This is a genomic window from Paraburkholderia graminis (assembly GCF_003330785.1).
Classification (GTDB): Bacteria; Pseudomonadota; Gammaproteobacteria; order Burkholderiales; family Burkholderiaceae; genus Paraburkholderia; species Paraburkholderia graminis.
This window is the reverse complement of record NZ_CP024934.1, coordinates 2469370-2495018: the sequence shown is the minus strand read 5'-3', so window position 1 is coordinate 2495018 and position 25649 is coordinate 2469370. Positions and strand designations below refer to the sequence as shown.

Sequence of the window (25649 nt, the reverse complement as noted above, 5' to 3'; positions counted from 1 at the left end):
GCGTTCGCTAACGAGCGACGTGAAGACGCCTGATGAGTACCACCGCGGTCATCGAGCTATCGAAACAGGAGCCGTCTCTGCTGACTGCGCTATCCGACGCTTTGACGCCTGCCCGGCCGATCGCGATGCCGGCATTGATTAAGTAGACGTCCGAAACGGCAAGTTCGCGGCGAATCGCAAACTTGCCTGCGATCAAATGCAGGGCTTCCTGTTGAACCGGCCGTTGCGTGCCGCCGATCTTCTCGCGTTCCTGCGCGCCGGTGCTGACCGGATCGTCGCTACGGGGAGCGCCTGCCCCATGCCTGCAGGATGAGTGGAAACCCGGTGCCTCGCATGGTTCGACGCCTGGAGTGTCATCGACTGCGCGATGCTTTGAACCGCCTCGCTATACTGCGCCGATGACCGTTCCAGGTCCCGAAGCTGGCGTTCATACGGCATTGGTGTGAGCGGCAGAAGTGGCTGGGCTACGGTCGTCTGCGCGACGCGCGGGTCGTGGGTTCAGGCACACGGCGGCATCATGCAGAGATCGGCCATGAAGAGTCTTTCGCGCCGTTGGATGTGCGGACGCTCAATCGTCTCAATCTCACGGCGAAGCCGCCCTGTGCCCGACGGCAATTGACGCGGTTCGGGCCGTCGGCATCGTTATCGTGCATTCCGGCGCGAGGCATTCGAATGTGAACCGATCTTCCATTTCCCCCGGCGTCAGAGAGTGTCGCGCCGGGGTGCACGCGCAGATGTAACCCGTGAGCCGGACACGCGGGAGCGCAGAAAATGGCTGCTGATTCCGAACTGAGCCGTCGCTCGTCGGACTTTGTCCGGGCCAAGATGGGAGAGCAGCCGGTGAAGTGGCCGACAGTACCTTTACCAAACCACCGCATGTTCCATGGTGAAGCCCGGCGAGACGCAACGCCCCGCCAACCACGCTTTTCGCCCGACTCCTATGATCTGGTCTACCGCGCGGCAAACAAGCGCCAACGGCCGGAGAAGGTTCGATGCCACACCGATCCGGCAAATGTCGCGGAGGAGAATAGAGCGACGGATGTCTTCAACAACGTTGCCGGCCGAAAAATCGCCTAAAGGACGCTATCGGCCATACATCTGTGGTCGCCCGGCTGCGCGACCTGGAAGCCAAAGGCGAACGACCCCATGCGAGGTTCACCGGATCCAGACGGACGTGGTGTCGAGAGCATATACCCATGCTCAAACGGTAAGGCGCTGCCGCAACTCCCGGCGACCGCCACGCGCTTTCTCAAGGAGGCTTGCGGCGTTGACGGCTAACGTTTGTGAGTGTGAAGCATGTGCTGCGACGACACGCTCGAGAGGTCGGATATCGATGAACTCGTCATCGCTCCGATCCAACGTTTGGCTGCGCAGTTCCATAACTAGAAGATCGGGAGAAGATGCAAAGATGAACCCTTTCGATACGGCAATCCAGGCTTTTCTGACGCACACTGCGATGACTTGCGGTGTATTGAACCACCCGATAAGAGTCATCGCGGACCTCTACACATTCAAAGGCCTGGTGCTCGTACCCGTATTGTGGTGGATATGGTTCAAACCCAGCCAGCGGGGCGAATGGGAGCGTGAAATGGTTGTCGCGACGATCGCGAGCGGTCTTCTCGCACTCGCGGTGTTCAGGCTTATCGCCCGATATTTGCCATTCCGGATGCGGCCCATGTTCAATCCCGACCTGCACTTCAATTTTCCGTCAGGTGGCCTCGATCCGGCCGTACTTCCCGCGTGGAGTTCGTTTCCGAGTGACCACGCGATGTTGTGGATTTCGGTTGCGATGGGAATTTTCCTGGTTCGACGCGGCGTCGGCGTGCTCGCACTTTTATACACCGCGATCGTCATATTACTGCCGCGCGTTTATCTCGGCTGGCACTATCCGACCGACATACTCGCGGGGGCGGCGATTGGGGTGATCATCACCTGGTGCATGACTCGGGACCCCATTAGGACCCGCTTTTCAGCTCCGATCCTCGGATGGATGCAAAGATTCCCCGGGCCTTTCTATGCCGTGATGTTTGCTTTGTGTTTTGAACTGGTGACCCAGTTCAACGAGCTACTGGTTCTCGGCCGGTCCCTGGTGCAAGGCTGACGGTCGCGCGATCGAGCAGTGCCAATTCGACGCGCAACGCGTCATGACGATGTTCCGGAAGGCTCTGAACGAGATTCTCAATGGCCGCGGGCAGACGTCGCGCGATCTAAACGCTGCCCGCGCCGTACTGTCGTATCTCGCGAAAACTGATATGCACGAAGTCTTCCCAATTGGGCGTCCGCAAGATCATGCGCACCTGCCCCGACTTATCCACCATCTCTTCGATGTGCGGAGACCGTTTGCCCACCACGCGCAATAGTCGGTGCAAACTGGTCGATGGCAAGCACGGCCGTCGTCGGATCGTTGATCGCCGCCGACAGCGCTTTCAGCGCAATATCGACCAGGATGCGAAACGCGAACATAGGGTCCTGCTCGATGCTGCGTTCCGTCCCGAAAGCGACCAGGGTGCGGAGCCTCCTTTCATCGATTGCGCCACAATTCCGTACAGATAGAACAGGGGTTCGTCCACCGCGACGAAATCACCCACTTGCGGTACGAATTCAATGATTGAGTCAGTGCGCCGCGCCTTGGCCACCAGCCATTCCAGATTCACCGCCAGAACGATGCGAGATTTGCCGCGATGATGAACAATCCGATCCGGTACGCCTCTGTCCTCCTCGCGTCCGGCGGGGTAAGAAGCATTCGAAAATCTCTTGCAATGCTGAGGATGCCGGATCATCAATCCCCATAGCTACGATGCATCCGACTCCGGCGAAAGGGACGGCGGCACAAGCCGTGCGAGCGCCGCCGCGCAAGCGGGAAAAAGTGTAATGGGGCAGAATTGGATGGTGAGCACCTTCAAACGCGCGTGAGAGGAAGCGGTGCCAGACTTCGGTCATCAGGGCTTTCCGTTACCGAGGCAACTTTGCTGTAGAGGAATCAATGAAGAAAGGAAAGACAAAACTCACCCGCCATGATGCTGAGCGCCTTTTCGAGGGGCTGCCCGTCAGTAAGACGACAGGATCGAACCGGCCGGAGAACCCATTCGAAGCAGGGGTGTTCGACGTGGTCGAGCGCGTCGACGACGAAACCAAACTCTGGAAAGACAGCCTCATTACTCTTCCGATGTCGATCGAGTTGCCGACCGGCTACGAGTCGGTCTCGCGCCTGCGCGAGGCGATGGCGCGGGCCTGGCGCGTGAAGTGGGTGAGGGAGGGCAAAAACGAGGTTGTCGCGGAGTTTCCGGAAGGGTGGACCGCCGTTCGCCCCGAGACCGGCCCCATAGAGTTGCGAGATCCGTCCGGCGTGGTCCGTGCCTTATACGGGTGGGCCACGGATGCGGAACTCAGGATTCTTCCACGGTACGTTGTTGAGTCGCAGGCGAACAGATCGAGCGGACTGGGCAGCTTGCTTGTCCGTGATCGCGGGACCGGTCAAATTCTCGAGAGGTCGTCAACATGGTCGGCTCGAACCGGTACCAACCATCCAGATTGGACCAGGCTGTCGGCGTGGCTCAGCTCACGCTATCCACAACACCACGACCCGCTGAGGTACTGGGAAGATTGCGAGGAAAACACACAAAACTGAGTAGCGGTGCAAAGTAGCTACCGACGGGCAACGAGACAGAGCGCGGCGATATCGTCGCGAGTCCCCTTAGTCGGTCCACCCTATCGCTACGTTCGGACAGGGCGTTTGCTCCGATGGCATCGTGCATGCATGGCATGCGCCGGTAAATCCAGACGATCCGGCGATCGTCGAGTTGGCCGACTCGTCGGGAACGCATCTACACGGTACTCGAAAAAATATAAATCGCGACAGCGTCACCAGATGCGTTCACACTGGGCGACATGGCCGTTGCTTTCGCGACGGGCAAAACCGGGGAACCATATTGGCGAAGAGCACGATGCGCGGTAATCGCGAAGTTAAAAAGCCCAAACAACCCAAAAAGGTAGTGTCTCCTGCGGTAGGCGTGTCCCCAGCGCTTGCCTCGAAGACCACCGCAGGCAGCGCACCGGCCAGGAAGAAATAGCAGGCGCCTGGGACACGGATCCGTGTCCTTTCTGCTCCATCGTTTCCGTATGTTCAGCCGCAAGCTGCGTCGACGGGGCTGTGCATACGTGCTCCCGCCCGTCGCCGATTGCGGCACCGGTCACATCGAAGCTTATCTGCCAAATTTAGTGTGCCCCTCGACGGCAGCTACCGTTTTGCGCGGGGGCGAGTCATTGCCGACCGCTTCCGCAGAAGCCGCATAGCTGCTTGGTTGTCCTGACGGTTCCTCGCGTGTCCGCCCACACCGTGAATCAAGCCACATCCCGCAGGCGTGCATGCAGGCGAAGGTGGGGTGTGGCCTCGCCGAAGGAAGATCCGATCATGTTCCAACTCGATGAGCCGTCGGTCGCTATTACGATGGCAAACCCGACGGCAAGCGCTGTGCGCGCCGCTAACATGACACGCCACCGCGACCGGTCCACCCGGCCGAACTCATCGGCGCCGCAGGAAGTGCGCCTGTGAAAACGATCCTCCGGTATGTCGCGAGACATCGTTCGCCGTCGGCGCCGTGGACCGACACCGCGCCGGTGCGCGAAGAGCTGTTCGGCGTCGAACGGCTCGAGCAACATGCGGAAAGCCTCGCTGCCGCGCAACCGGTCACGAAGACACCGCCTGCCGTTTTATCGCTGCACACGAGACTGAACGATAATGCCGCGGTCCTGCTCGCGGCCTACCGCGCGAGCGCCGAAGAACTGGAGCGCGGCCGGGGCGTGGTGCCCGCCGCGGAATGGCTGCTCGACAACTATCACCTCGTCGAGGAGCAGATCCGCGAGATTCGTGACGACTTGCCGCCCGGCTACTACCGTCAGTTGCCCAAGCTTGCCGCAGGTCCGTTCGCCGGGTATCCGCGCGTGTTCGGTATTGCGTGGGCGTTCGTTGCGCATACCGACAGCCACGTCGACCCGCAGATCCTGCGGCGTTTCATCAGCGCGTATCAACGGATTCAGCCGCTGACAATCGGCGAATTGTGGGCCGTGGCGATCACGTTGCGCATCGTGCTGATCGAGAACCTGCGACGCCTGACTGACCAGATTACTGCTGGCCGCAGCGCACGCGCTGACGCCGATGCACTCACCGACCGTCTGCTCGAATCGGGGAGTGCCCGTTCGGCGCTCGAAGCGGACATTTCCACGCGCTCCTCAGGCCTGTTGTCGGAGCTGTTCGCCGCACAGCTCGCAAAACGGCTGCGTGACCAGGATCCGCGCATCACGCCGGCACTTGGCTGGCTGGAAGAGCGGCTCAAGCTTCAGGGCGTCTCTGTCGATGAAGTCGTGCAACACGCACAGCAGCGGCAGGGCGCGTCGAACGTCACCGTGCGCAATGTGATCACCAGCATGCGGCTGATTTCCGACATCGACTGGACCGAACTGTTCGAGAGCGTGAGTCTTGTCGACGCGCGGTTGCGCGCGGACAGCGGCTTTCCGACGATGGATTTCCCGACGCGCAACTTGTATCGCAGCGCGATCGAGCAACTGGCGCGCGGCTCTTCTTTCACCGAACTCGAAGTCGCCGGACTAGCGCTGGAATCGGCCCGGGTGGCGGCGCTGGAAGCAGGCGATGGCGCACATGCGCAACGCGCCGGCGACCCCGGCTATCACCTGATCGCCGAGGGCCGGCGAGCACTGGAGCGGGCGATCGGATTCCGGGCGCCTGCGCGTCTGCGGATCACGCGCCTCAACGTCCGCCTCGGCATCCACGGCTATGTCGCCACAATCCTGACGCTCGCCCTGGCGTTACTCGCGCTCGCGTTGTGGGCACTATCCACACTAGCGCCGCCCGGTACCGAAGCCTGGGTACTCGCGCTGTTTGCCGTATGCGCATTCCTGCCTGTCACCGAGGTCACGACCGCGCTAATCAATCGCGCGGTGACATGGAGTTTCGGCGCAATCACGTTGCCCGCTCTCGAACTGACTGCCGGCGTGCCGTCGTCATTGCGCACACTGGTTGCCGTGCCGACGCTTCTGACGAGCGAAGCCGATCTGCGCGAGCAGGTCGAACGCCTCGAAGTGCATCACCTCGCGGGAGCCGGTGGCGACCTGTCCTTCGCGTTGCTCGCGGACGGGCTCGATGCGGATCAGGAAGTGCTGCCGGACGACGCACACCTGCTCGCCGTGGCCGCCGGCGCGATCGACGAGCTGAACCGCCGTTACGAGCCAGGCCCCGGCGGAAGCCGTTTCCTGCTGCTACATCGCCGCCGCGTGTTCAATGCGAGCGAGAACAAATGGATGGGCTGGGAACGCAAGCGCGGCAAGCTGCACGAACTCAACCGCCTGCTGCGCGGTGCGACGGATACGACCTTTGTGTCGATCGCCGGCCGTGCACCGCAGGTGCCGCCCGAGGCGCGCTACGTCATCACACTCGACGCCGATACGCGTCTGCCACGCGACGCCGCGCTGCGGCTGATCGGCAAGATGGCGCATCCGCTGAACCGGCCGACGTTTAGCGACGCCGATCAACGCGTGGTCAACGGATACGCGATCCTGCAACCGCGTGTCACGCCATCGCTGCCCGTCGGGCAGGAAGGGTCACTGCATCAGCGCGTCTTCTCCGGCCCCGGCGGGATGGACCCGTACGCGGCGGCGGTGTCCGATGTCTATCAGGACCTGTTCGGCGAAGGGTCGTATACCGGCAAGGGCATTTACGACGTCGATGCGTTTGAGGCGGCTTTGCGTGGACGCGTGCCCGAAAACGCGCTGCTCAGTCACGATCTGTTCGAAGGGATTTTTGCGCGCGCCGGACTCGCGTCGGATGTCGAGGTGGTCGAGGAAGTGCCGTCGCGTTACGACGTGATCGGCAAGCGCCAGCATCGCTGGACGCGTGGCGACTGGCAATTGCTGCCGTGGATCGTCGGCTATCGCGGCCGGGACCGACACGCGATGCCGTCGATCGGCCGCTTCAAGATGCTCGACAATTTGCGCCGCTCGCTGCTCGCTCCCTTCATGGTCGCCGCGCTCGGCCTATGCTGGCTGATGCCGATCCACGCCGGAATGGCAAGCTCGCTGCTGGTGCTAAGCGCGCTCGCGATTCCCGCATTCCTGCCGACGCTGTTCGCGATCCTGCCGCGCCGCAGCGGCATCCATCTGCGCAATCATCTGGACGTGCTGGCCGCCGATGTGCGGCTCGCAACCTTGCAAACAGTTCTGTCGACCGCGTTCCTCGCTGACCAGGCGTGGCGCATGGGCGATGCGATTCTCCGCACGCTGATACGGCTGTTCGTGACGCATCGCCGGCTGCTCGAATGGACCACCGCCGCCCAGTCGAAGGGCAGCCCCCGCCTCGACTTGCGCGGCTTTTATCGGCAGATGAAAGGCGGTGTCGCGCTCGGCCTTGTGCTGCCGGCTGGTGCGATCGCGTTCGCACCCTCGCACTGGCCGCTAGTGCTGCCGTTTGCGCTGTTATGGCTCGCCGCGCCGGCGCTCGCGCTGTGGTCGAGCCGGTCGCCGACCGTCGCGCGGCGTTTCGCGATGGCGGACGCGGACGCACGCGGCCTTCGCCTGATCGCGCGACACACGTGGCGTTTCTTCGAGACCTTCGTTACGCCGGCAGAGAACATGCTGCCGCCCGATAATTTCCAGGAAGATCCGAAGCCGGTCGTCGCGCACCGCACCTCGCCGACCAACCTCGGGCTCTATCTGCTGTCGGCGGTTGCTGCGCGGGATTTTGGCTGGGCGGGGACGACGGAGACCGTCGAACGGCTCGAAGCGGCGTTCGCTTCGATGCACAAGCTCACGCGTTTCAAGGGGCATTTCTATAACTGGTACGGGACGCTCGATCTCCAGGTGTTGGCACCGGCGTATGTTTCGTCGGTCGATAGCGGCAATCTGGCCGGTCATCTGATCGTTCTCGCCAACGCGTGCGAAGAGTGGCCGCATGAATTGCTCGCGCCGGCCGCGCGGTCCGGATTGATGGATAACCTGCGACTCGCGCGTGAAGCCATCGACACGCTGCCCGCCGCAGGCGGTGAACATGGCAGGCAACTGGTTGCGATCCTCGAAGAGATCAGCAAGCAGTTGCACGGTCCGCAGGCGTTCGAAGCGCTGTCGCCATCGCTCACGCGGCTGACCGAAAAGGCCGCGAAGGCAGCGCGTGAACTCGTGCCCGCCGGCGGCGGCGATAGTTCTGCCGACCTGATGTTCTGGATCGATGCGTTGAGTAAAAGCCTGGTCGAACATGCCCGCGACCGGCAACAACTCATCGCGGCACCAGAGTTTCTGCAGGCACGCCTGAAGTCGCTCGCCGATACGTCGCGGGCGATGGCGCTCGACATGAACTTCGCATTCCTGCTCGATCCGGAACGCAAGCTGCTGTCGATCGGCTATTCCCAATCCGACAACAGCCTGGACGTGAACTGCTATGACCTGCTGGCGTCCGAAGCGCGTCTCGCAAGCCTGTTCGCCATCGCGAAAGGCGACGTGACGACGCGCCACTGGTTCCGCCTCGGTCGCGCTGCAACGCCGGTCGGTGACGGCTCGGCGCTGATCTCGTGGTCGGGGTCGATGTTCGAATACCTGATGCCCTCGCTGGTGATGCGTGCACCGGTCGGCAGCCTGCTTGAGCAGACAAGCCGCCTGGTGGTGGAACGGCAAGCCGCGTATGGGCGTTCGCTTGGCATCCCGTGGGGCATTTCGGAATCGGCGTACAACGCACGCGACATCGAATTTACCTACCAGTATTCGAATTTCGGCGTGCCCGGCCTTGGCCTCAAGCGAGGGCTTTCGGAGAACCGGGTGATCGCACCGTATGCAACGGGGCTAGCCGCGATGGTCGACCCACTAGCCGCGCGAGAGAACTACGCACGACTCGCCGCGCTCGGCGCGCTGGGGCGCTATGGTTTCTACGAAGCACTCGATTTCACCCGCTCGCGGCTACCTGAGAACGAGGATGTTGCGATCGTGCGCAATTTCATGGCCCATCATCAGGGCATGACGATCGTGTCGATCGCGAACACGTTGCTCGACGCGCAGATGCGGGCACGTTTTCATCGCGAACCCATGATCCAGGCCAGCGAACTGTTGCTGCAGGAGCGTATGCCGCGCAATGTCGCCGTCGCGCATCCCCGTGCCGAAGAAGTGAAAACGTCAGCAACGGTCGCCGGCGTCGTGCCGCCGACCGTACGGCGCCTCACAGCGTCGGCCGTTGCCGGCGCGGCGCCCGTGACACACCTGCTGTCGAATGGACGCTACGCCGTCATGCTGACTGCGACCGGCGCCGGCTACAGCCGTTGGCGCGATCTCGCCGTGACGCGCTGGCGCGAAGACGCAACCCGCGACGATTGGGGTTCTTTCATCTTCCTGCGCGACACGCAGAGCGGCCACGTGTGGTCGGCGGGCGCAAAGCCGGCTGATAGCGCTGCCGATTACGAAGAGGTTGTGTTCGGCGAGGACCATGCTGAATTCATCCGCCGCGACGGCTCGTTGACAACGACGATGGACGTACTGGTTTCCGGTGAAGCAGACGGTGAAGTGCGCCGCGTCTCGTTGGCCAACAGTGGACGCCGCGCGCGCGAGATCGAACTGACATCCTATGCGGAAATCGTGCTCGCGACGCCGGCTGCCGACAACGCGCATCCCGCCTTCTCACGGATGTTTGTCCAGACCGAGCACCTTGCGGAGTTCGGCGCGCTGGTGGCCACGCGCCGTCTGCGTTCGCACGACGAAAGACAACTGTGGGCTGCGCATTTCGCGGTTGTCGACGGCGAGATCGTTGCCGAGCCGCAATACGAATCGGATCGCGCGCGCTTTCTGGGACGCGGGCGCAACGCCGGCACGGCGGCAGCGATCTTCGACGATCAGCCGCTGAGCAATACTGCCGGGACCGTACTCGATCCGGTCCTTGCGCTCAGATATCGCGTGCTGGTGCCGCCGGGCAAGGTCGCGCGCGTGACGTTCTGGACAGTAGTGGCCGAGTCGCGAGCGCTGTTGCTCGATCTGGTCGACAAACACCATGACCGCAACGCGTTCGACCGCGCCAAAACGCTAGCCTGGACGCAGGCTCAGGTGCAGTTGCGTCATCTCGATGTCGAAGCCGACGAGGCTGCGGATTTTCAACGCCTCGCCGCGCCGGTTATTTACGCCGATGCGCGTTTCAGGGCGCCGTCGGACACGATCGTTCGAGGAGCAGGTCCTCAGTCCGGAGTCTGGCCGCACGCGATCTCGGGCGACCTGCCGATCGTGCTGCTGCGTATCGATGACGTCGAGGACATCGCGCAAGTCCGGCAATTATTGAGGGCGCACGAGTACTGGCGGATGAAGCGGCTGGACGTCGATCTCGTCATCGTCAACGAACGGGCTTCGTCTTATATCCAGGAGTTGCAGGGTGCGATCGAGACAGCCGTGCGCAGCAGCCAATTGCGGCCGCGTATCGGCGAAGAGCTCGCGCAAGGAGCGGTCTTTACGCTGCGCGCCGATTTGATGAGCGTGGAGGCGCGGGCGCTGCTGCAATCGGTCGCGCGTGTCGCGTTGATTGCGCGCCGCGGTTCGATCGCCGACCAGCTCGCGCGCTTGCCGCAGTCGCCGGGACAGCCATTGGCGCTACGCCGGCAGAAGCCGCCGATGTCGTCGCCATGGCCCGCGGCGCCTCATCCGCCTCGCGCGCTTTCGCCGGTTGCGTCGAGGCTCGAGTTCTTCAACGGTCTGGGCGGCTTCGATAAAGACGGCCGGGAATACGTGAGCGTCCTCGTGGGGGGCGCGACCACGCCCGCGCCGTGGATCAACGTGATCGCCAACTCCGGCTTCGGCTTTCAGGTCGCGGCGGAAGGCAGCGGCTACACCTGGGCCGAAAACAGCCGCGAGAACCAACTCACGCCGTGGTCGAACGACCCCGTCGAAGACCCGGCCGGCGAAGCCATCTATGTGCGCGACGAAGTCACTGGCGATGTATGGGGCGCCACCGCGTTGCCAATCCGCGACGGCGGGACGTATGTGGCGCGTCACGGGCATGGCTATAGCCGCTTTGAACACGAGGCGAATGGCATCGCGCTCGACTTGCTGCAATACGTGCCGCTCGCCGACCCACTGAAGATTTCGAGGCTGACGTTGCGCAATCTGTCCGGCATGCCGCGCCGTCTGTCCGTGACGGCGTGGATGGAATGGGTGCTTGGCAAATCGCGCGGCGCATCCGGACCCTTCATCGTGACGGAAATCGACTCCACTACCGGCGCGATGCTGGCGCGCAATCCGTGGAGCATGGGGTTCGCGGGGCGAGTCGCGTTCGCCGACCTGGGCGGCCGGCAGACCTCGTGGACGGCCGACCGCACCGAATTTCTCGGCCGCAACGGGCGGACTGCGGCACCCGCCGCGCTAACCGGCAACGCGCCGCTGTCTGGCGCAACCGGCGCGGGCCTCGATCCATGCGCGGCGTTGCAGCGCGTGATTGAGCTGGGCGTGGGTGAGACCGTCGAAGTCGTGTCGTTCATGGGGCAGTGCGCGTGCGTCGAAGACGCACGCGCATTGATCGAGCGTTATCGCAAGGCCGACCTCGACGCCGTCCTCGCCGAGGTGACGACCCAGTGGCAGAACGTGCTCGGCACCGTCCAGGTCAAGACCCCCGACCGCGCGATGGATCTGATGCTAAACGGCTGGCTGCTGTATCAGACGCTCGCATGTCGCGTCTGGGCACGCTCGGCGTTCTATCAGGCGAGCGGCGCGTATGGCTTCCGCGATCAGTTGCAGGACGGCATGGCGTTGACGCTGGCGCAGCCGGACGAGGCCCGGCGACATTTGTTGCGCACTGCGGCGCGGCAGTTCATCGAAGGCGATTTCCAGCACTGGTGGTTGCCTCAGTCGGGGCAAGGCGTGCGCACGCGGATTTCCGATGACCGCGTGTGGCTCGCGTTCGCGACGGCGACTTACATTGGCTGCGCGGGTGACGTCGCGATTCTCGACGAGATCGTGCCGTTTCTCGATGGACCGCCACTGCGACCTGGCGAGCACGATGCGTTCTTCCAGCCGATGGTCGCGGATGAATCAGCGTCGCTGTTCGAGCATTGTGCGCGGGGCCTGGATCAATGTATGGAACTGACCGGCGAGCACGGTTTGCCTCTGATCGGCACGGGTGACTGGAACGACGGCATGAACCGCGTCGGTGCGCACGGCAAGGGAGAAAGCGTTTGGCTTGGCTGGCTCTTGTTGCGGACGATCGAATTGTTTGCCCCGCTGGCTGAATCGCGCGATGCGGTTTCCGTTGCGCATGCTGCACGCTGGCGTGCGCATGCGGGCTCGGTGCGCGAGGCGCTGGAGCATGAAGCATGGGACGGCGAATGGTATCGCCGGGCGACGTTCGACGACGGCACGTGGCTTGGCTCAAAAGACAGTGACGAGTGCCAGATCGATTCGATCGCGCAGTCGTGGGCGGTGCTGTCCGGCGCGGCAGATCCCGCCCGCGCGGCGCTGGCGATGACCTCGCTGGAAAAGCACCTGATCCGTCCGGAAGACGGGCTTGCTTTGCTGTTCACGCCGCCATTCGATAAAACGTCGCACGATCCAGGCTATATCAAGGGCTATCCGCCGGGGCTGCGTGAAAACGGCGGGCAGTATAGCCACGCAGCGATGTGGGCGATCCTCGCGTTCACCAAAATGCGCGAGGGCAACAAGGCCGCCGCGCTGTTTTCACTGCTTAACCCCGTCAATCATGCGCGTACGCCGACAGAAGTCGACCGCTACAAGGTCGAGCCCTATGTCGTCGCCGCCGATGTGTATTCCGTGCCGCCGCACGCCGGGCGCGGTGGCTGGACCTGGTACACGGGGTCCGCTGGATGGATGTACCGGGCGGGTGTCGAGGGCATTCTCGGGATTTGTCGCGAGGGCGGTTTTCTTGTGATCGATCCGTGTATTCCGGACACGTGGCCGGGGTTTGAAGCAACGGTGACGATGGATTCGACGCGGTATGAGATTCACGTCGAAGCCGCTGACGAGCTCGATGTGACGCGCGCGGTGCTCGACGGCGCGAGTCTCGAATGTGGTGATGGACGGGTGCGCGTACCGCTCGATGCCGGCTCGCACAAGCGCCTGATTTCGCTTTGTCTCCGCGTAAGGGAAGACGTGAACTCGGGCGCGTACGTCGCGTGACGAAGCACGCATCGTGCTCCGAAAGGAAAACAGGAGACGAATAGTGGTAATGACAGGCAAATCCGACCGGAGCAAACGATGTTGGCATGGCACTACACCACGGGACAAAAGTTCCGGCAGATCAGCGCAAGCGGGATGCTCATCCCCGGCGGCATCGGGGCCGAGCCCACCGGGACGCCTGTACTGTGGTTTTCGCGTAATCAGCATTGGGAGCAAACCGCCGGCGACGAGTGCCATGAGACTGGGCAATCGGTGCGCCGTCTGACGATGCGTGAGACTTACGTGGCGAGCGGCGGGCTCGTGCGGTATGGATGCGATGTTAAACGCCTGTACGCCGGCGAAGTGCTGCGGCGAAAAGCACAGATGACCCACGAAGTCTGGGCGGCCTTGTATGCCGTTGGGAAATTGCAGCAGGCGTATCCTGCCGCGTGGTGCGGCTCGGTTGACTCAATGCCGGTTGATGGCATGGTAGTGCACGTGTTGAGCGAATCATTCAAATGGCAGCGCTTCGAAGCATGCTAGCCGATTGTCCGTCATTGATAATCGGGCTTTCTGGACCTGCATGAGCAGGCCGTCCCGGCGATGCAGGCGCGACGCACGCTTTCCTTTCACACTGTCACGATTTAGTTTGCTTTTCGACGGCCATGAGCGCATGGTGAAGATCCAGATGTACCTGACGGCCCTTTTTCGCATCCGGACAGGTATCGGTTCATGACGGTCAGTATCGCTTAAGGAGCGCGCGATCATGACCATCTCCACTATCGAATACAGAGAGTACGAGCTATGTACGTACTCTCACCACGCATTCCTTCTGCATCGTGATCCGTATGCCAAAGGACCCAGGCAGTTCCCGTCGTTCGTACGCTATGACGTACCGCATGCGAGTCAGCACGCAGCTGAGTGGAGCAGGTCATGCAATATCCGCTTTATGTGCACCGTGACGGAACTGCCGGCTTTCGCGCCAGTTTTCCCGATCTTCCCCGAGCAGTTGCGAGCGGCCATTCGTTCGATAAGCTGAGACGCAACGCGCAAGAGGTTGTCGAACTGATGTATGACCGCAGCGAGCAACTCATACCCGCTCCAACCTGCAGTACATCCGAATTGCAATCGCTCGACATGGACGATGGGCAAGGGATCTGGATGTTCGTCGAGATCAACCTGACGCGGGTTACCTCGAAAGCTGTGAGCGTTCAATTCAGTCTGCCCGAGAGTCTGCTGCAGCGAGTGGATGCTGCAGCAAAAGGGCGACACTCGACGCGCTCCATGTTCTTTACGCTGGCTGCCGTGCACGAACTTGGAAACCGGGACGAAGGGCAATTGTCCTAGATGCCGGTTTTACGGTGGGTGTTCGCGGACGGCTTCCATCGCGCGCCACGACCGCGTCAGCATTCAAAACCCGACCTTGCGATGGGTCGCGTCGTCCCGCTATCGGGGCGACGCCGACCACCTGATGGCGAACCAGTTTTTTCCATAGCAGGAGTGCATCATGATCGATGACCAGGTAAATGCCGAAGAACTGGCAGAAAGCAGGAAACAGAGAGAGGCCGCGGCGAATGCGACGGATGATGGTATGCCCGTGGGCCCCGAAGATGAAAAGCGGGTTGTCGACGGCACTCAATACAGAGGGCCGAAGCAGTGGATCCGGCACGCAAGGAAATTGCTGGGTGCTGGAGGCGGCTTTATGCGACCTTGATTTCGACTTGAAGCCATGCGCGTAAAGCCATCAATGGCTCGTGTGAGACGTTCGGGACGCCTCACACGCTGGTACGGGAGCGCGCAGAGCGCGCGGCCCATAAAGAGCTGATCCGCGACACCGAATCACCTTTGCAAGGATCCTGATGTCGCGCTACCAATTCGAAGGAGATCTGGCGCATCTCGAACGGATCATTCCGTTACTTGTGCACGGAAATCCCCTGGCGCTAGCGTACTGGCAGCGTCGAGTCTCGTCGCTATCGCTGCAGCAGAGTCTGCTTCCTGACGGCACCAGGCGCGTAACCCGACTGCTTAACGTATTCAATGAAGTCGAGCGCGCATTGATATCAGGCAAGGCCACCGCCCGACGGTCGCCGGGATGAACCGCGATGCGTCAGAAATAAATCGGAGAGGGGGCGAGCCGGCACATGCCCGGGCGCTGCAGTTCCGGCCAGCGCATATCTTGGTACGGGTCTTATTCCAGGCGGGAGGTTGGCGAACTATGGCGTCGAAACCATGCGCGCTTCCTGCACGAAGCCGGTGTTCACAGATGAGGAAACATTCTCGCGACAGGGCTGTAGATCATGAAATCGAATACCGGTTCTGCGGGCCGCCGACATACTGCCTGTTTGCGATTTCGAGAACCTTTTCACGAAACTCGTCAAAGGCACCAAGCAGCGAACGCTCGTCGGACCCAACGCCAGGTTGCAGATTTCTGAGCATTGCGTCGTCGATCATGAAGGTGATCTCGCGCGAATCGTCGTACCCCCAGAAACACACGCAATGTCGGGCGGCATCGTAGCTACGGCTGGGGTTGGGAAATTTAAGCACCGCGATCAGTCTTTCTCGTACACGGCCGAGTAGCGCCACTTAGTGGCGTTGGAGTCGATCGTGGCGTAACTGGCGCGTCTTTTCTCTGCTCTCAGAGCATCCGCTGCGTCGAGTATATGAGCACGCGTCCTGCATTCGGCGGCGTACTCGTTCTCCCTGCCAATTGCAGCAGAAGCGGGCTTGAATTGCGATCGCATGATGGGGCTCCTAAGCTGGAGGTCGCTCATGGACGACCGGTCTACCCACTGTATACCCTTTGGCTGGCATCGACGTCTTTATTTACCTGCATCCCTGGCGTTCAGTTTTCCGAAACGTTATGCAGGTCCGCATAGAAAAATTCGCTCGGACTGAGAGCGCCAGTCGATACCATTCGTATTGACCTGCTGCTCAGCGGTTGGTAGCGCGGTCATGCTCCCTCAAAAAAACGAAAAGTGCAGGCCGATGATTTCACTGGCAGCATCGCCCGTGAAGCGTTGGCGCCGGCATTCCACGTTCTGATGAAACCGTCCGGGTCCAGCATGAAAATTGCGCACTTCCTGTCACCTGCGACGAGAAGCTGAAAAGCCTGCTCTTTCGGAAACTTCCCCGGTCCGTGTGCAATTTGTCATAGCGTTTGAATGCAGCGCGCTGACGGAGGTTCTTCCCAATGGCCTTGTGCGGGCCTACCGCCAGGCATGATACGCGTTCAAGTTGTGCGGGCCGCTATTGGCGTCCCAAGCGGTGCAGGTCCGGGGCCGACAATGGGCTGGCCCCTCCATCCCAACGAAAACACCTGGAAGACGATCATGATCGAGCGACTGGTTGACGTAATAGACCGCAGCGGCACTGTGCTGCACACATACCCGATTACGCTGGGCGAGTCGGGCAACGCCGACGACTCCGAATACCTGGCCAAGGCGCTGGAAGCAGCAGCGCACAGCCGGCTTGTGCCGGACGCTGAACTCGGTACCCTGACGGCCAGGATGCACACGAGCCGGGGCGGTCAGATGGCTCCCTACGGCGATGACTTCTTGAGGGACTCGGAAACGAAATCGGGCCTGGAGCAGGCTGTTCGGGAACGCGCCTATCTGCTCTGGGAGAAAGACGGGCGCCCTGAAGGACGTGCGGAAGAATACTGGCATCGCGCTCTCGACCAGCATCTTCGGGAGCGCGCCTACGTTCTGTGGCAGCAGGAAGGAAGTCCCGAGGGGCGACAGGATGAGTATTGGCGTCGGCTTGTGGATTTCCAGGCTCAGTGATTCCGATCACCCTTGGACCGTCCGGTGCGTAGCGAAAAGGAGAACCGAGGCGGCATGCGCAGACATCCCCTTCGACCAGGTCGGGCGGATCGGTCTTCTTGCATCGCCGAACCATTGATATCGATCGCCACGGCGGCCTCTCGCTGCGGGTGCGTGTGAGCGCCGCGGCGACAACGGGGAAAGGCTGACATAAGAGTCGAGGCCGCTAACAGTGGCCGACACTCGAACGGCTGCAACGACCCCGATGACCCGCCGACCAAAATGACCGTCAGAATGGCCGTTATAGCTTGAAAGCGCCCTTCGGGTAAGGACGGGCCCGACGACCGCTTCGGGTCCGAAAGCACGCGTTCGCTGACATCCGGACCCTGCATTGGGCCAATTGATACACGAACGGCAGGGGCCCGATCTACAACTGCCTCACGGACATCGTCACCTGAGTTCCGGCAATGGCCGAACTGATGTCCCCGAAAAGTTCGCCTCGACGATCGGACCGCTCCATTACGTGCCTTTGATCTCGTGACGGCGCGATAGGCGGCAGCGCGTCGGGGGCGCCTGCGAAATTGCGCCCTGACACCATTGTCCGGCATGGGGCTGCACGGTCTGGGCTATACCTGATTACCTGATGGAACTGTCGGTATCGGAAACGGTACTGACATGTCCTCCTGAGCTGCTCGCCGTTTCGCTACACTGCGCATTTTCGCCGACAAGCTTGCCAGGAGGATGCGCATGGACCGCATGGTGACGATGGAAACCTTTGTGACGGTTGTCGATGCGGGTTCATTCTCTGCCGCCGCCCGTCGGTTGAAGCTAGGTCAGCCAGCTGTCTCAAAGGCGGTCGCCCAACTGGAGGAACGTCTGGGCGCCCGTTTGCTATTACGATCGACTCGTGGCTTGGCGCCGACGGCGGCCGGGCAGCGGTTCTATGAGCACGCGCTCAGGGCCATCCATGAGGCAGATCAAGCCGAACAGGCCGTGCGCGAGTCTTCCGATGGTCTGTCGGGGCAACTGCGCATAGGCGCGGCCGTCACCTTCGCCCGGCTGCACGTTTTGCCGGCGCTAAGGTCTTTCCTCCATCAACACCCCAATCTGAGCATCGACATCGTGCTTGACGACCGGTCCGTCGATTTACTGGAAGAGGGCGTCGATGTCGCTTTGCGTATGGGCACGCTGGACGACTCGTCCATGACTGCGCGTCGCATCGCGAGCGGGCGGAGAGTCGTAGTCGGCACGCCGTCATATTTCGCGGAAGCCGGAGTTCCGCAAACACCTGTCGAGCTCGGCCGGCATCAGGCGGTCGTCTATTCCGTGCGAGGCGGCGGTGAATCATGGTTGTTCAGCCGCGATGATGGATCTGATTCAACCGTGACCCTGTCCGGCCGAATCAGCGTGAACGCGGCTGAAGGCATGCGCACGGCAGTGCTCGCTCACATGGGCCTTGCTGTCGCATCGGAATGGATGTTCGCGCCTGAACTCGCGGACGGCACGGTGCAGGCCGTCCTGACTGACTGGACCTTGCCCACCATCGACCTGTGGGCAGTTTTTCCCGCCGGGCGTATGACGACAGCGAAAGCGCGCGCGTTCGTCGCGTTCGTCGAGCACATTCTCAATGAGCACAAATCCAGCGACGACCCGATTGCCTAGCCGCAGTGCAGCCCGGTTCGATTCGCCCCGACCTGTTCCCTTGCCGCAGGAATAGGAGCTATTCCTCGGCCACGACTACCGTACGACGCCGCCTGAGCGGAGGATACGCATCAACCAATGCATCACAGATTGGCTCTGATGCAGCGGTCTCTCCTGCAGTTCCTGCGGGAGAACCGATTCAAAACCTACCCGTTGAGGAAAACCATGACTCAAGCTCTGAAAGGCAAACTCGCCCTCGTTACCGGCGCTTCGCGCGGAATCGGTGCAGCCATTGCGGCACGTCTTGCGCGCGATGGTGCATCCGTCATCGTTCACTATGCGTCGAGTGCGGAGCGCGCCCAAGCAGTCGTCAACGAGATTCGCGATGCCGGCGGCGAGGCTGAAGCTGTGGGCGCCGACCTGTCGAAACCGGAAGGCGTCAGAAGCCTCGTCGACTCGCTGAACGGCGCGTTCGGCGGCCGTTTCGAGGGGCGGCTCGACATCCTTGTCAACAACGCGGGCACAGTCGAGTACGGACCATTTCTCGATTCTTCGGAGAGCTCGTACGACACGCACTTCAACTTGAATGTTCGTGCGCCGATCGAACTGGCAAAAGACGCGGCGGCGCGCATGGTCGCGGCTGGCTGGGGGCGCATCATCAACGTAGGTTCGGCCTTTGGCGAAGCCGCGCCACTGCCTGGCGTGACGCTCTACATCGCGTCGAAGTTCGCTCTCAGAGGCTTCACGCGCGGGCTGTCGCGTGAACTCGGCAAATACGGCGTGACCGTGAATGCTGTTCAGCCCGGCCCGATCGATACAGAACTTGCTCCGCAGCCCGGCACGGAAGATCACGCGACGATGGTAAAGCTCGCGAGCGTCGGCCGTTTCGGCAAACCCGCAGAAATCGCGGCGGCCGTCGCATATCTCGCCAGCCCCGAAGCAGGCTACACGACCGGCGAAAGCCTGACAGTCGACGGCGGATGGATTGCCTGACGCGGGCGGCCCTGTTGAACGCTATTCGAATGGCGCGTGCATTTCGATTTCGAATAGCGTCAACTGAGCGCAGCTAACTGCCGACGGTCATTTTCCGACGGCATTGCGCCCGGTCCGAGCAGTCAGGTGTAGCGGCAAGTATCAACGCCCTGCGGTATGCAGGGCTCCCGCATTCACACAACTGCCAAGCGACAGCAGCAGAACGCCGGCCGCAAGCGGCAGAAGCGGGGCGACTTGCAGCGGTAGTCCATAGTTGTGCCGCAAGTCGAAATACCTCCCGACCGCGACCGGTCCAGACACTGCGCCAAAGGCGTAGCCCGAAAACGCGATCCCATAGAACAGGCCGAAGCGCTTCAAGCCGATATACGAGCGGACGAGGAGATGCGATAGAAGGTCGCCTTCGCCAATTGCAAGCCCGACGAGCGCCGAGGCGAATAGCGCGCTGGGGTAGCTGTCGAGTTGCGCTAGCAGGACAAACCCGGCAGCGCCGGCCGTTAAGAAAAGGCAGGCCACGATCGGTGCGTGCACGCGATCCGCGAGTATGCCGGAGGCGAGCCGGCCAATGAGAATGCCGAATCCTGCGAACGAAGCAGTGCGCGCTGCGTCGTGAGCCGATATGCTGGGGCCACTGCATGTCGTCTCGCTAGCCGATGCACGCGAGCTCGCAGCGCGCTGCCGCACGACGCTGTTCGAAAGTGTTCATCCGATCGAGGCACGGCGTGAGCGAATTGCACGAAGTGCAGTCACCGCGATCGTGGATACATCACATTTCGGCGCCTGTCTGCGACAAAGCAGCGTTGATGTGCGGCAGATATGCAGGAACTCGACCACTAGTGCTCGCAATTCAGGCGGGCAGCTAGTCTGCATAGGGTGCAGGTGGTCGAAGGCTTTCAGGCCACTCCAGTACCGAGACCGCGATGGAAGTCCTGGGTGCTCAGCCGAATCGGCTGCGTCATGAAGACGTCGCAGAACGTATCGCAATCGTTGGGGCTCGACCCGTGGTCCGGATGAAACTCGCCGCGACAATTCCCGCCACCACACAGAACGCGATGAAAAACCAGCCGTTGGTATAGGTCTTGTGGCCCGATGCGTCGACGACCACGAGCGCTGCAAAGATCTTCGCGGAGAAAGCCGCGACGAAGTAGCCCGCGCCATTGACAAAGCCCATCGCCTTGCCATAAACCTCGGGGGAAAAGATTTCGGCAGGCAGCGCGAGGAACGGGCCCCATGCCATGTTCCCGAAGAATCCCATGCCGCAGAGCGCGACCGCGAGCAGAACCTGATTCGCCTGTTGCAACGTGCCGAGCAGAACCACGAACGGCGCGAGCCCGATGAAGCACACGAGGATCATGATCTTGCGGTTACCCTTGAAGACTTTGTCCGACATGTACGATGAGATGAAGCTGCCGATTGCGCCTGCCGCGAAGTAGAGGCCGCTCCACCAGCCCATCGTCTGCATTTTGAAGCCGAAGGTGTCGGACAGGTATAGCGGAATCCACGTGAGCGCGCCGTAGAGCGTAATCTGCATCACGATATCGACGAAAACGACTGCGACATACGTGCGATTCTTGAACAGATCGAGAAAGCGCACGCCGGCGCCCTTGAGAATGGTCTTTTGCGCCGATGCATATTGTCCGCGTGTGATCGTGCCTGCTTCGAGCTCGTCGCGGTACGCGTATTCGAGATCGGCTTCGGTCGCATGGCGATAGTGCTCCGGCCGGTCGAACACGAACACCGCGATCAGGGCGAGCGGCACGACCCCGAGCGCGCCCGTGACAAAAAACACGATGCGCCAGCTGTCCGCGTGCGCCGCGAATTGCGTAGCAAGGACGCTCGCCCATGCGGGCGTGATAATCCACGCCCACGCCAGAACGGTTTGCGCACGCGCGCGGCCTTCCTTGTTGAACCAGCGCATGAGCACGCGCGCCGAAGGAACGTATTCGGTGCCCACCAGCATACCGAAGATCGCCATCCGCCAGAGGTATTCTTCGCGCGTCTGGATGAGCCCCATATACATCGTCATTGCGGACCAGACGATGACCGAGAAGATCAGCATTTTCCTGGCGCCGAAACGGTCCGTCAGCAAGCCCGATACGTATTGCGCGGGCCCGTAGAAGAGCAGCATCAGGAAGGCGCCGGTGCCGATATCCGCGGTCGTCAATCCGATGTCGTGAGCGATCGCTGGATTGAGCACGCTGCTCTTCACGCGATCGAGATACTGGATGCTGTACGCGATGAACAGCACGAACGCGATGATCCATCGGTAAGCTACGCGAGGCCGCATTTTTGTCTCCTTGGCTAGTCGTATGTGTTTATCGCGTCGACGTCGCGATTTCGGGTGTGAGGCTCTGGTCGGCCGGTGCGCGTGGCGCGCGTACAAAGACCGCGACTGCCAGTGCACCGAGCAGGGCGATGGCGCCACTCAGCATGAATGCGCTTGCGAACACAGAGGTCGCCTGCACCAGAAAGCCTGTCGCTGCGGGCGCGAGAATGCCCGCCGTGTTCGCGATCAGATGCATGAAGCCGCCGACGCTGCCCATGCGCGTGTGCGGGACGGTGTCGAGAATGATTCCCCAATACGCGCCGAGCGTGAGGTTCATGAAGAACACGGTGACGGCCATCAGCGCGACGGCGAGCGGAAGGGTCGCGACGCGGCCCGCCAGTGCAACGCACACGGCGGACACGACCAGGCTCGTCACGATGACGATCTTGCGGGAGAGCACGGCTCTCCCCGTAGCGCGGTAGATGAGGTCTGATATCACACCGCCGAGTGCAATACCGACGGCCCCGCACGCCCATGGAATGACGTTCACGAAGCTCATTGACTGCAGGCTGAGATGGCGTTCCATCGTCAGATAGCTCGGGAACCACGAGAGAAAGAAGTACAGGATGTAGGCGTAGCCGAAGAAGGCGAAGGCCGTCGCAAGAATCGATGGACTGCGCAGCCACGCGCCGAGCGGCCGGCCGTCGTCTTCGGTGACCGATGCGGATTCAACGGGCGTGTCGTCGCGATGATGCGCGGGCTTTGCGTCAAGCCAGCGGTTCTCTTGCGGACGGTCGGTGACCAGCAGTGCCCACAGCGCGACCCAGACGAGCCCGAGCGCCGCTATCACGACAAACGACACGCGCCAGCCGACGGAAAGCGCCAGCATGCCGACGATCGGCCCGGCGATCGCGCCGCCGAATTGCTGTCCCGCGTTCGCATAGCCGACGGCGCTTGCCTGTTTGTTGCGCTCGAACCAGCCGCTAATCATCTTGTTCGTGCACGTCGCATACGGTCCTTCGCCTGCACCGAAGATCACACGCACGACGATCAGCGAACCCATGCCTACGACGCCCGCCGTGAGTCCGCAGAACACGGACCACAGCGACATGCTCGCAACGAGCACGCGCTTCGCGCCGAACCTGTCGGCCGCATAGCCACCGACGAAGCAGAACAGCGAATACCCGACGAAGAACACGCTGAACACGATGCCCAGTTCCGCGGGCGTAAGTTGGAGATCTTTCGCGATAAGCGGCGCAGCAACCGACAGCGCAGCGCGGTCGAGGTAGCTGATCGCGCCGGCGAGAAACAGCATGAGTACGATGAACCAGCGTAGTGAGCGGAGCTGCATGAGTGTCTCCTGCATGCGATAGGGATTGGGTCGCCGCCGCGCAACCGATGGACGCGCGTCGCCGGAAGAAGTGCCTTGCGGGCGCTTCTCCTGACGCGTGTCTATTGGATTCGGAGCGCCCGGGTGGCGCTTACGAAACTTCGTGTTCGCCGAGCGCGGTTTCGTCGAGATCGGCGCCTGCCTGCACGCCGGGTTGGAGGAGCGCCGCATCCATGAGCGGCAGCGGATCGAGGATGAGCGCGGGTGCGAACGCCATGTGGTCGAGCACATCGCGCCGCACGTCGATACCCGGTGCGATCTCGCGCAGCACGAGCCCGTCGTTCGTGGCTTCGAAGACTGCGCGCTCTGTGACGATCAGCGCGCTCTGGCCGCGCGCGACGCCGTTGCGAACGGAATACGTGATGCTCTGGGCGTCGCGCACGAATTTGCTGACCTTCCCCTCGCGGCGAATGTTCATCCGGCCGTTTGCATAGTCGACGTCGAGCCCGCCGGTTGTGAACGTGCCGGTGAACACGAGCCGCTTCGCGTTGGCCGCGATATCGGTGAAGCCGCCCGCGCCGGGATTCGCGCGTCCGAACTTGCTGACGTTCACGCTTCCATGCGAGTCGTATTCGGCGAATGCGAGCGCGGCGAATTCGCACAAGCCGCCGTCGATGACGTCGAACTGCTGAAGGCCGTCGAGCAGCGCGCTCGGATGCAGGTTCGCGGAGAACTGCCAGCCGTTCATCACGATGCCACCGTAAGAGCCGTGCTCGGTGGTGAACCAGTAATCCTCGGAACCGGTCTGCGGATCGATCAGACCTTGCTCCGCAAGAATGAGCGGAATGTCGGCCGCTGCGCCGAAGCCGAAGATGCCGAGCTCGCGCTTCCTGACCTCGAGCGCCGCGCGCCGCGCGATGACCTTGTCCGGCCCGAACGGAATCGAAGGAAACACGTGGCGATCGCCCGCCGAGACAAGGTAGTTGCGATCGTAGGGCGTGCCGGTCGTCATCATCATTTCCGCATCGACGACGATCGAATCGACGAAGATGCCCGGCAGGCGCACTTGTGTCGCGGGCCGCTCGCCTCGTCCGACGATGCGTCGCACCTGCGCGATTACGCGTCCGCCGCTGGCCTTCGCCGCGAGCGCAAGTGCGAGACCGGACGAGACAAGCGGCTCGTCTTCGAAGGACAGGTTGCCGAATTCGTCGGCGCTGCTTGCGCGGATGATTGCAACATCGATCGGCCAGGTTGGATAGAAGAGGCATTCCTCACCGTTTAGCGTGATCTTCTGGATAAGATCGTCCGTGCAGCGCGCGGTGAATTTGCCGCCGCCCTGAGCGGGGTCCGCATACGTGCCCACGCCGATGCGCGTCACATAGCCGGGGCTCTTTCGTGCGACTTCGCGCAGCCAGTGCATCGACGCACCGATCGGCCACGAATACGCCTCGATGCGGTTCTCCTGGATGAGTTGCATCAGCGCGGGCCGCTTGCCCGTGCGCGGATCGATGGGATTGATATAGGAACCTGCGACGATGCGCTTCATCAGGCCCTCACGCGCGACATGGTCCATACCCTTGATGCCGACGGCGTCGCCCGTTCCGCACGGGAAATAGAACGTCAGGTTGCGCGGCGTACCGGTGTCCTCGAAGCGCTTGCCGAGTGCCGCGAGCGTGGCGTCCGGCACGACCCAGCCGATGACGCCGACGGATGCGACGGTCTGGCCGTCCCTGATTGATTCCACGGCCTGCCTGGCCGTCACGACCTTGCTCATATTCATGATTTCACCGCGAATTTTGCGAAGATTTGTTGGGCCGCATCGGACTTGCAGTCGTCGGCAAAAATGCGGGCTGCTTCTCGGTCCAGACGCTCGCCATCGAGCGCGATGAACGGCTCGAAAAAGCGCTTGGCCGACGCGACAGCACCGCGTGGGAGTCTGGCGAGGCGTTGCGCGAGCGCGATTGCCCGCGCGTCGACATGACCTGCTTCGGCCAAATGATCAGCGACGCCCAACCGGTGTGCTTCCACGCCGTCGATGGGTTCGTCGCCCCACACGAGCATGCGCGCCCGGACCGCGCCGACCCGCGCGATGAGCGCCTGCAAGCCCCACGGCGGCAGCCAGCCGTTCGGCACCTCGGGAAGATGCCAGCGTGCGTTGACAGCGCTCACGACGAGATCGCACGACACCGCGAGAATGAAGCCGCCGCCGAGCGCGAAGCCCTCCACCGCGGCAATCACCGGCTTCGATAGTCCCGCTATGCCGCGCGCGATCCGCGCCGTTTCGAGTTCGTGTTCGCACATGTGATCGATCGAGAGGCCGCCGAGCTCCTTCAGGTCGCTGCCCGCGCAAAAGGCCGGTGGGGCGCCCGACAGCACGATCGCGGCGACCGAAGCGTCGCTTTCCGCCCTCCGCAATTCCTGTTCGAGTTGCTCCATCAGCGCCTGACTGAGCGCGTTGCGCCGCTGCGGACGGTCGAGCACGAGTTGCCGCACGCCGCCGATGTCTTCGATTTGCATTTGTATTCTC

At 62.1% G+C, this 25649-nt stretch carries 18 protein-coding genes; 10 read left to right on the top strand and 8 right to left on the bottom strand.

Translation table 11 applies throughout. The annotated features are described in order from the left end of the window. The first annotated feature begins 771 nt into the window (after positions 1–771). Both CUJ91_RS33995 and CUJ91_RS11020 read left to right on the top strand, forming a co-directional pair. Positions 772–1077: a hypothetical protein gene (locus tag CUJ91_RS33995; protein WP_132384534.1), complete on the top strand. Its 306-nt coding sequence runs from the start codon at positions 772–774 to the stop codon at positions 1075–1077. Positions 1078–1408: 331 nt separating this feature from the next. Beyond that, on the top strand, positions 1409–2101 hold the full coding sequence (locus tag CUJ91_RS11020; RefSeq protein ID WP_107706615.1) for a phosphatase PAP2 family protein: 693 nt from the start codon (positions 1409–1411) through the stop codon (positions 2099–2101). Positions 2102–2207: 106 nt separating this feature from the next. On the opposite strand, the gene CUJ91_RS35110 is transcribed toward CUJ91_RS11020, so the two are convergent. Further along, positions 2208–2318, bottom strand: a complete 111-nt coding sequence (locus CUJ91_RS35110; RefSeq protein ID WP_006051418.1) for a DUF2254 domain-containing protein — start codon at positions 2316–2318, stop codon at positions 2208–2210. Then, a complete protein-coding gene (locus CUJ91_RS34805) occupies positions 2308–2505 on the bottom strand; it encodes a DUF2254 domain-containing protein (RefSeq protein WP_258196059.1) in 198 nt (65 codons plus the stop codon). Before CUJ91_RS34805 ends, CUJ91_RS35110 begins: the two co-directional genes overlap by 11 nt. A gap of 478 nt (positions 2506–2983) precedes the next feature. Here CUJ91_RS34805 and CUJ91_RS11010 point away from each other — a divergent pair, with 478 nt between their 5' ends. The 5 genes from CUJ91_RS11010 (at position 2984) to CUJ91_RS10985 (ending at position 14848) form a co-directional block, all read left to right on the top strand. Continuing rightward, positions 2984–3628, top strand: coding sequence for a hypothetical protein (locus tag CUJ91_RS11010; RefSeq protein ID WP_107706616.1), 645 nt, complete (start codon positions 2984–2986; stop codon positions 3626–3628). Between the two features lie 920 nt (positions 3629–4548). After that, positions 4549–13155 (top strand): glycoside hydrolase family 94 protein, encoded by an 8607-nt coding sequence (locus tag CUJ91_RS11005; protein WP_114156214.1) that lies wholly within the window; start codon positions 4549–4551, stop codon positions 13153–13155. A 78-nt stretch (positions 13156–13233) separates the two neighbouring features. Continuing rightward, entirely contained in the window at positions 13234–13677 is a 444-nt protein-coding gene (locus CUJ91_RS11000; protein ID WP_029970750.1) for a hypothetical protein, read from the top strand. Between the two features lie 390 nt (positions 13678–14067). After that, positions 14068–14481, top strand: coding sequence for a type II toxin-antitoxin system HicB family antitoxin (locus CUJ91_RS10990; RefSeq protein WP_053858329.1), 414 nt, complete (start codon positions 14068–14070; stop codon positions 14479–14481). 160 nt (positions 14482–14641) lie between these two features. Next, positions 14642–14848, top strand: coding sequence for a hypothetical protein (locus tag CUJ91_RS10985; RefSeq protein ID WP_029970752.1), 207 nt, complete (start codon positions 14642–14644; stop codon positions 14846–14848). Between the two features lie 581 nt (positions 14849–15429). Here CUJ91_RS10985 and CUJ91_RS10975 read toward each other — a convergent pair. Beyond that, positions 15430–15687, bottom strand: a complete 258-nt coding sequence (locus CUJ91_RS10975) for a DUF1488 family protein (protein ID WP_035570457.1) — start codon at positions 15685–15687, stop codon at positions 15430–15432. 776 nt (positions 15688–16463) lie between these two features. Here CUJ91_RS10975 and CUJ91_RS10965 point away from each other — a divergent pair. The 3 genes from CUJ91_RS10965 (at position 16464) to CUJ91_RS10955 (ending at position 19529) form a co-directional block, all read left to right on the top strand. Continuing rightward, positions 16464–16916 carry a DUF2934 domain-containing protein gene (locus CUJ91_RS10965; RefSeq protein WP_029970754.1) on the top strand — a complete coding sequence of 151 codons (453 nt, stop codon included), beginning with the start codon at positions 16464–16466 and terminating at the stop codon, positions 16914–16916. Positions 16917–17642: 726 nt separating this feature from the next. Then, a complete protein-coding gene (locus CUJ91_RS10960; protein ID WP_107706620.1) occupies positions 17643–18557 on the top strand; it encodes a LysR family transcriptional regulator in 915 nt (304 codons plus the stop codon). A 204-nt stretch (positions 18558–18761) separates the two neighbouring features. Beyond that, positions 18762–19529 (top strand): SDR family NAD(P)-dependent oxidoreductase, encoded by a 768-nt coding sequence (locus tag CUJ91_RS10955; RefSeq protein WP_053858327.1) that lies wholly within the window; start codon positions 18762–18764, stop codon positions 19527–19529. A 141-nt stretch (positions 19530–19670) separates the two neighbouring features. Here the strand turns inward: CUJ91_RS10955 and CUJ91_RS10950 are convergent, their stop codons facing one another. The 5 genes from CUJ91_RS10950 to CUJ91_RS10930 form a co-directional block, all read right to left on the bottom strand. Continuing rightward, positions 19671–20057 carry an MFS transporter gene (locus CUJ91_RS10950; protein ID WP_132384535.1) on the bottom strand — a complete coding sequence of 129 codons (387 nt, stop codon included), beginning with the start codon at positions 20055–20057 and terminating at the stop codon, positions 19671–19673. A 424-nt stretch (positions 20058–20481) separates the two neighbouring features. Next, positions 20482–21813 carry an MFS transporter gene (locus tag CUJ91_RS10945; RefSeq protein WP_107706622.1) on the bottom strand — a complete coding sequence of 444 codons (1332 nt, stop codon included), beginning with the start codon at positions 21811–21813 and terminating at the stop codon, positions 20482–20484. A 28-nt stretch (positions 21814–21841) separates the two neighbouring features. Next, a complete protein-coding gene (locus tag CUJ91_RS10940; protein WP_107706623.1) occupies positions 21842–23143 on the bottom strand; it encodes an MFS transporter in 1302 nt (433 codons plus the stop codon). Positions 23144–23273: 130 nt separating this feature from the next. Next, positions 23274–24902, bottom strand: a complete 1629-nt coding sequence (locus CUJ91_RS10935) for a CoA-transferase (protein ID WP_006051435.1) — start codon at positions 24900–24902, stop codon at positions 23274–23276. Beyond that, positions 24899–25639, bottom strand: coding sequence for an enoyl-CoA hydratase/isomerase family protein (locus CUJ91_RS10930; protein ID WP_107706624.1), 741 nt, complete (start codon positions 25637–25639; stop codon positions 24899–24901). The genes CUJ91_RS10935 and CUJ91_RS10930 overlap by 4 nt, the downstream gene beginning before the upstream one ends. Positions 25640–25649: the final 10 nt, after the last annotated feature.

Bases quoted from the DNA above. Each gene is read 5' to 3' on its own strand.
- CUJ91_RS33995 (WP_132384534.1), top strand. From the start codon at position 772: ATGGCTGCTGATTCCGAACTGAGCCGTCGCTCGTCGGACTTTGTCCGG.
- CUJ91_RS11020 (WP_107706615.1), top strand. From the start codon at position 1,409: ATGAACCCTTTCGATACGGCAATCCAGGCTTTTCTGACGCACACTGCG.
- CUJ91_RS35110 (WP_006051418.1), bottom strand. From the start codon at position 2,318: ATGGTGGATAAGTCGGGGCAGGTGCGCATGATCTTGCGGACGCCCAAT.
- CUJ91_RS11010 (WP_107706616.1), top strand. From the start codon at position 2,984: ATGAAGAAAGGAAAGACAAAACTCACCCGCCATGATGCTGAGCGCCTT.
- CUJ91_RS11000 (WP_029970750.1), top strand. From the start codon at position 13,234: ATGTTGGCATGGCACTACACCACGGGACAAAAGTTCCGGCAGATCAGC.
- CUJ91_RS10990 (WP_053858329.1), top strand. From the start codon at position 14,068: ATGCAATATCCGCTTTATGTGCACCGTGACGGAACTGCCGGCTTTCGC.
- CUJ91_RS10985 (WP_029970752.1), top strand. From the start codon at position 14,642: ATGATCGATGACCAGGTAAATGCCGAAGAACTGGCAGAAAGCAGGAAA.
- CUJ91_RS10965 (WP_029970754.1), top strand. From the start codon at position 16,464: ATGATCGAGCGACTGGTTGACGTAATAGACCGCAGCGGCACTGTGCTG.
- CUJ91_RS10960 (WP_107706620.1), top strand. From the start codon at position 17,643: ATGGACCGCATGGTGACGATGGAAACCTTTGTGACGGTTGTCGATGCG.
- CUJ91_RS10955 (WP_053858327.1), top strand. From the start codon at position 18,762: ATGACTCAAGCTCTGAAAGGCAAACTCGCCCTCGTTACCGGCGCTTCG.
- CUJ91_RS10945 (WP_107706622.1), bottom strand. From the start codon at position 21,813: ATGCGGCCTCGCGTAGCTTACCGATGGATCATCGCGTTCGTGCTGTTC.
- CUJ91_RS10940 (WP_107706623.1), bottom strand. From the start codon at position 23,143: ATGCAGCTCCGCTCACTACGCTGGTTCATCGTACTCATGCTGTTTCTC.
- CUJ91_RS10935 (WP_006051435.1), bottom strand. From the start codon at position 24,902: ATGAATATGAGCAAGGTCGTGACGGCCAGGCAGGCCGTGGAATCAATC.
- CUJ91_RS10930 (WP_107706624.1), bottom strand. From the start codon at position 25,639: ATGCAAATCGAAGACATCGGCGGCGTGCGGCAACTCGTGCTCGACCGT.